The 7,379-nt window shown below is 41.2% G+C and carries 5 protein-coding genes; all 5 read left to right on the forward strand.

Annotated elements, in window-relative coordinates; translation table 11 throughout:
• Nucleotides 1-836: efflux RND transporter permease subunit (locus F6K20_RS17025; RefSeq protein ID WP_287295401.1), on the forward strand; the 836-nt coding region annotated here is incomplete at its 5' end.
• Between the two features lie 405 nt (nucleotides 837-1,241).
• Nucleotides 1,242-2,942 carry an AAA-like domain-containing protein gene (locus F6K20_RS17030; RefSeq protein WP_287295402.1) on the forward strand — a complete coding sequence of 567 codons (1,701 nt, stop codon included), beginning with the start codon at nucleotides 1,242-1,244 and terminating at the stop codon, nucleotides 2,940-2,942.
• 3 nt (nucleotides 2,943-2,945) lie between these two features.
• The gene (locus tag F6K20_RS17035) at nucleotides 2,946-6,026 is read left to right on the forward strand and encodes an AAA-like domain-containing protein (protein ID WP_287295404.1); all 3,081 of its coding nucleotides are present in this window, start codon (nucleotides 2,946-2,948) and stop codon (nucleotides 6,024-6,026) included.
• A 39-nt stretch (nucleotides 6,027-6,065) separates the two neighbouring features.
• Nucleotides 6,066-6,371, forward strand: a complete 306-nt coding sequence (locus F6K20_RS17040; protein WP_287295406.1) for a DUF433 domain-containing protein — start codon at nucleotides 6,066-6,068, stop codon at nucleotides 6,369-6,371.
• 228 nt (nucleotides 6,372-6,599) lie between these two features.
• The coding region (locus F6K20_RS17045; protein ID WP_287295408.1) for a protein-disulfide reductase DsbD domain-containing protein at nucleotides 6,600-7,379 on the forward strand (780 nt) is incomplete at its 3' end.

A 7,379-nucleotide genomic window follows, 5' to 3' on the forward strand; every position in this document is an offset into this window, starting at 1 on the left:
TGTTAGTGATCTATACTCCCAATGGTCAGCAAGTCCAACTAGCGGATGTCGCTGAAGTAGTAGATACCACCGGACCCGATCGGATTGACCGAGTGGATTTACAGCGTTCTATTACCCTAACCGTTAGTGTCGAGCGCTCAGCTCCCTTAGGAAAACTCGTTCAACAGACAGAGCAGCAAATTCTCAAACCCTTCCGGAAAAACCTACCTGCTGGCTATCGTGTCGAGTTAGCTGGCTCGGCAGATTTGCTATCAGAAACCTTAGTTCAATTGGGGTCAATCTTTATTCTGTCTTTAGTGATTACCTATCTGTTGCTAGTCGCACTCTACCGTTCTTTTCTCTATCCCATCGTAATTATGGCAACAGTACCGATAGGATTAACCGGTGCCTTGTTGAGTTTGGTGATAGTGAACAGAATTCCTGGTGTTTTGGTACCACTGGATATGATTACCGGGTTGGGATTTGTGATTCTGACTGGAGTTGTGGTGAATAATGCCATCCTTTTGGTAGACCGAGCCTTGCAATTACAGCGAGAAGGAATAGATTACGATACATCCTTGTATAGAGCTGTATGCGATCGCTTACGACCGATATTCATGTCTGCTGGCACTACAGTACTAGGCATGTTACCGCTAGCAGCGATACCAGGGAAAGGAGCTGAATTATATCAAGGGTTAGGGATTACCTTAACTGGAGGATTAGCTTTGTCTACATTACTGACACCTACAGTAGTTCCAGCATTGATGGGATTATTAGGAGACTTTAGGGGTCAAAAGCTGAAACCTTCTGAGGTGAATAAGAAAGAAGAATCCCGTCAAATGGTTAGAGTGGATTAATGTTATCGGTTACTGGGGAATATCAAGGTTATTTGGTTTAAAGTTGAAAGTTTAAAGTTGAAGGTTAAAGGTTGAAAGTTAAAAGCGATGGAAGGGTCGCACCTGTGGAATAGGCATCTTGCCTGTTAAAGATCTAGTGGAATAGGCATCTTGCCTGTTCAAGATCTAGTGGAATGGGCATCTTGCCCGTTCAGGGAGCTTTTCGCGCGGGCAGGATGCCCGCTCTACGAATATTCAAAAGAAGATTCAGCAACGCTCATCTACCCATATCCCTATCTCTCCATCTATACTTTTAGAAAGTTACAGCCCTAGCAAATTTGATTTGGAGGCAAAATCAACTTAACTGCGTCGGTTCTGTTGGAGCCAGAGTATTAAGTTGTATTGTTGACAGGTAGAGAGCTATAGATGAATGCTGGAAATACCCCTGGTTATCTCCTCAAGCAGATAGAGTCAGCACTGTGTCGTGCTTTCCCTAGTAAAACTAAATTAGAAATGATGCTACGACATCAATTCACTCAAAATCTGGAAGAGATTGCTCGTGGTGAAAATTTGACTGAAATTGTTTACAAAGTAGTAGACTATTTCAATACTAGCAATAGTTTAGCAAAATTAATCAATAAAGCCCTTAACGAAAATCCCAATAATGCTAGCTTAAAGGCAATCAAGCAAAAATTTGCAATTACGACTAGTTTAGTCAACCTATTGCATCCTTTAGAAAAACAAATAATCAAGCCAATGCAACAGGCTTATAGAGCTTGTTGTCCCGATCAACTAGTGGATAATCGGGAATATGACATACCTGAAACTTTAAATGACATTCTAGATAATTTAGATAAGATACCTCAACAAAATGATAATGAAACATCTATTATAGAATTTGTTGCTCGTTTATTAATAACTGGACATATTCCCAAAGCAATTGCTGAAAAACTCAAGCAATGGTTAGAAGAAAACGATTCGGCTGCACAATGGAAGCGTCTAATTAAAAATCTTAAATCTCAACAAGATGATTTGTTATTAGATGAAGACGGAACAGTACTTTTATCGGAAAATGAATTACTGCCCCCTAGACCTTCTTTTGATTCTAACTGGCTCAATGAACTTGAAGCTCCTGAAGGGACAGTTAAGCTTCGCTCTCAATTCTACCTACAACGAAAAAACGAAGCTAAATGGTTAGATAAAGTATTAGGATGGGGAGAAACTATCCGTGTCAAAGGTGCTCATCAGATGGGCAAAAGCTCCTTACTAGCTCGTATGCACCAACGGGCTAAGCAAAATAGTCAAGCTGCACTCTATCTTGATTTTCAGCGTCTTGACCAAAAGTCTTTATCCAGTCTAGACTCCCTGTTACGATATATAGCCGATCGCATGACCAAGCAATGGCGAACGTCCCGTTCACCAGACTCCTATTGGTCTAGTTCCTTGGGAGCAAAAGATAAATTATCTGATTTTGTGCTTGAAGAAGTTCTTGAAAACGCTGACTTACCTATTCTACTGATCTTTGATGATGTTGATCTAGTTTTCGATTATGGCTACAGAGATGACTTTTTTAGTCTAATTCGAGCTTGGCATAATGAGCGTGCTATAGAAGAGCAATGGCAAAAACTCAACCTAGTTCTGGCCTATTCCACAGAAGCATTTCTATTTATTCAAGATTTAAACCAATCACCGTTCAACGTCGGTATATCTATTGAACTAGGAGATTTTAGTCGTTCTAAAGTTGAGGAAATGAATCGTAAACATAATAGAATAGCCCGGTCATGTGGTGAAATTGACTCCCTGATCAATTTACTAGGAGGACATCCATACTTGTTAAGAATGGCTTTTTATACAATGGCTACAGGGAGCATCAGCGTACCAGAATTTGGTAAAGTAGCAGGTGATGATGATGGTCCATTGGCAGAACACCTATCTCGATATCTTAGGCAACTTGAAGCATGGCCAGATTTGCGACATGCCATGCAAGACGTTCTCAGAAAACACAAATGCACGAATAACGAAATTTTTTATCGGTTACGGAAATCAGGATTAATTCTGGGACACAGTCCTGATGCTGTACAGCCAAGATGTCAGCTTTATGCACAATATTTTAAAACGAGACTATGAGTCATGAATTCTGAGCACAACCAGATCCAGAGTACCCCAGATCCAGATTACTATGTAGTGGGAGGAACGTTAAAAGTTTCAGACCGTAGTTACGTACCCCGTGCTACTGACCAGCAACTTCTAGACAGTGTGATCAAAGGAGAGTACTGCTATGTACTAACCACTCGTCAGATGGGCAAATCTAGTTTGATGGTACGCACCGCAGCAAAATTAAAGGAATTTAATATACGTAGTGCCATCATTGATTTAACCAGCATCGGCACTTCCGTTGGATTGGAAGCTTGGTATCTAGGGCAAATTCGACGTATTGTAAGACAACTGCGTCTACGCTTCGACTATGAGAGTTGGTGGAGAGAAAATGCCAGCTTTAGTGAAGTAGATAGATATTCAATGTTTATCTCAGAAATATTATTAGAGAAAGTTTCTTCCTCGGTTGTATTATTCATTGATGAAATAGATTCTACCCTTTCACTATCCTACAGCGATGACTTCTTTGCTGCTATACGTTCCCTCTATAACGAACGTGCGATTAACTCGGAGTTAGAGCGGCTAACTTTTGTGCTTTTGGGTGTAGCCTCTCCATCGGATTTAGTAAAAGCTGTTGAACGGACTCCTTTCAATATTGGAAGGCGTATTGAGTTAAACGATTTCACTTTGGAGGAAGCTAAACCTCTTGCTGCTGGACTGGCCCCAGGATCTGACCAAGCATTCAAGCTACTAAAACAAATAATTGATTGGACAGGAGGACATCCCTATCTTACCCAGAAAACTTGTCAAGTTGTGGCACAGTGGGCTAAGGAAAGTTGGGATACTACTCAAGTAGATAAGATTGTGGAAAAGCTTGTACGAGAAACTTTCTTGACGAAGCGTGGTAAGCAAAATGATGACAATTTGCATTTTGTAAGAGAACGTCTTTTAAGATCATCAGAATCAGCAGAATTACTTAAGCTTTATTCTTTGATAATAAAAGACATAATTATAATTAATAAGGAGCGAAATTTAACTCACGCCAGACTAAAGTTAATCGGTATAGTAAAAGCTAATGATTTAGGCATACTTGAGCCACGAAATCGAATATATTCTGAAGTTTTTGATTTAGATTGGCTCAATAACAACGGAGTTACAATAGACGATAATAGTACAGGTTCGCAAATCAGCGATAAATTCAACAATAATTATGTCGATAAAAATATATCAAAATACGATAACAAGAAGGTTACAGAAACGATTATTCAAGGTGGAATTAGTAATAATAAGATTAATATTTTTTACGATAGTTCAACTATTATTGCCAGCAATTCACTGTTAACTCGACAAGAGTACCTCAATCGTCAGACATTGCTTACCACAGTCAAAAACTTTTGGGTTAAAGGTGTTTTAGAAAAATCTTTATTTCAGCAAGTGCTCATTGAACAGGGACTAGAAGAACGGCCTGATGCAGTTAATAACCCTTTAGACATGATTTTATACAATGAGGAATCATCACCTCAATCATTCCCAAAAGGTACTAATTTAATTGACATTTTTAACCAAATTGGTAAGCGAAAAATGCTACTAATTATGGGCGAACCAGGGTCAGGTAAAACCACAAAGTTACTAGAACTAACCCGTGACTTGATTGCCCGTGCTGAGCAAGATGTTGCTTACCCGATTCCTGTGGTATTGAATCTCTCCTCTTGGGGATATAAGAGGCAAAATATTCCTGATTGGCTAGTCGAAGAACTACGCACTATATATAAGGTTCCTAAGAAAATTGGACAAGCTTTAGTCAGACAACAGCAACTGCTCCTGCTATTAGATGGTTTGGATGAAGTCCAGGCTCCATATCGAGAGGCGTGTGTTAGTGCTTTGAACACTTTCTCTAAGCAGTACGGCGCAGATATTGTCGTTTGCAGCCGCATCAAAGACTACCAAGCCCTCTCTAACCGTCTGAACTTTACAAGTGCGGTTTATTTGAGGTTGCTCACCTTAGAACAAATCTATCATTACCTGGATAGTTTGGGGGCTGATTTTACAGGATTGAGGGCATTAATTATAGAGGATACAGTACTGCAAGAGTTAGCTCAATCTACTTTGATGCTCAATATTATGACTCTGGCATACCAAGGAGTAGCTGTTGAAGATTTGCCTAGAACTGACTTGGTAGAAGAACGTCGCAAAGAGCTATTCAGAGTCTACATTGAGAGGATTTTTAAGCGTCGGCGGACTAGTCAGCAATACTCAAAAGCTCAAACAAAGCATTGGCTGTATTGGCTGGCACAGCGGATGGTTGAGAATCAACAAACGATATTTTTAATTGAACGAATGCAGCCTACCTGGTTGCTAAATCGAACTCATAGGATAGTTTATTCAACTCTATTGAGGTTGGTGTGTGGGCTAATTTTTGGCTTAACGGGTGGGCTGATTTTTATAACTGGTGGGCTAACTTTTGGATTAACGATTGGGTTAATTTTTGGCTTAACGGGTGGACTAGTTTTTAGTTCACTTTTGGACCTGGGAAGTAGGAAAGAAATAAAGCCTGTTGAAACTCTGGATTGGTCTCGAATAACACTAGATAAAATAAATTTTAATGAAATTATTAAAGGTATAGGTAGGCTGAGTCTTGGACTGAGTCTTGGACTAGCTTTTGTACCGTTTTTGGGATTGTTTGTTGGACTGGCTTTTGGACTATTTTTTGTGTTAATAGGTGGACTAGGTGGTTCTAATATAGAGTTAAAAGCAGCTCCTAATCATGGGATATTTAAATCAGCAATTAACGCTGGAACTCTGGGATTATTGAGTGGGTTTATATTTGGATTGATTGGTGAACTTATTGCTGGGTTATATGCTGGGCTGATAAGTGGATTGATTAGTACTTTGCTAATGAGTATGTTAAGTAATGCTGGTATTGCTTGCATTAAACATTTTGTCTTGCGTATAATTCTATTCTGTAGTGGACACATTCCTTGGAACTACGCTCGTTTCTTAGACTACGCAACTGATCATATTTTTTTGCAAAGGGTTGGCGGTGGCTACATGTTTGTCCATCCCTTGCTACTAGAGCATTTTGCTACCTTGGAACCATGGGAACTAGAAAAACGGTGAGTCGTTTGCTACCATCTGAAATAGCAACCTGATAAAGTCATGACTCTAGCAATTGCCCTTGAACCCGCACCTATAGAGACAGATGGCTATGGTGTTGTACGAGTTGCCAAAACTCGTGTCACCTTAGACACTGTTGTGACTGCTTTTCTTGAGGGATGCACGCCAGAGGAAATCGCAGAGCAATATCCATCACTACAACTACCAGATATCTACTTGGTTATCGGTTACTACCTCAGACATAGAGATGAGGTTGATAGCTATCTTGTAGAACGTCAACGTCAGAGAGATGCAATTCAGCAGGAGGCTGAACAACGCTTTCATCCCATTGGAATACGCGATCGCTGAAAGCGGGACTCTCGGCAGAGCCGACGCTACGCGAACGTCCATCGCTTACTAGCTAGACGCAATCAATCCAGGTAATCCCAAATGGCTCGATTCCTGGCAGATGAAAATTTTAATGTCAAAAGATTAGTTGCTTAATCGATAATGGGTAATGGGTAACTGACCTAACTGTACCTGAGATGATTCCTAAAAAAAAATCGTGTAGGTTAAACATGTATCAGTAGAGTCATCATGTTGCACCAACTCCTCACCTGGATCATAGCCCTAGCCCTAACCCTCTCCACTGCCTTACTACCCATTGCTCCTGCCTCGGCTAACCCAGTCCAAACCGAGAATGTTGAGGTGCAATTGATCAGCGAAGTCATCAACATTCAACCTGGAACCCCCTTCTGGGTAGGACTACACTTCAACATCAATCCCGGCTGGCACACCTATTGGCGAAATCCTGGTGATTCGGGTCTTGGAGCTACCCTTAAGTGGACCCTACCCCCCGGCTTTGAAGTGGGAGACATCGTTTGGCCCTATCCCCAGCGGCTACCCCTTGAGCCATTAATGAACTTTGGCTATGAAGAAGAGGTTACCCTACTCAGCCAAATCACACCCCCAGCCAACCTAGCTACTCCCGATTCTCTGCAACTGCGAGTAAAAGCTGATTGGCTGGTTTGTGAAGTAAACTGTATTCCGGAAGAAGGCACCTTCAACCTCACCTTACCAATTACCTCTAGACCTCCCTTAGTCAACCAAAATTGGGCACAGGTATTTGAGCAAGCCCGTCAAGGTCTACCCAAACCCTCCCCATGGCAAGTCACGGTCACTATCGAACCAAAAGACTTAGTCCTGCAAGTTGAAGCCCCGGAAATGGAAGAGGCTCAAATCCAAGAGGTGACCTTTTTCCCACATCAAGACGGTATCATTAGCAACCCAGCGCCTCAAATCGCAGAACTTAATCAAGATGGAATCACCTTGCGATTAGAGCGAGGCTATCTTAGGAAACTCGACCCCATCACTGGA

Source organism: Moorena sp. SIO2C4 (assembly GCF_010672485.1).
In the GTDB taxonomy this organism is placed as follows: domain Bacteria; phylum Cyanobacteriota; class Cyanobacteriia; order Cyanobacteriales; family Coleofasciculaceae; genus Moorena; species Moorena producens.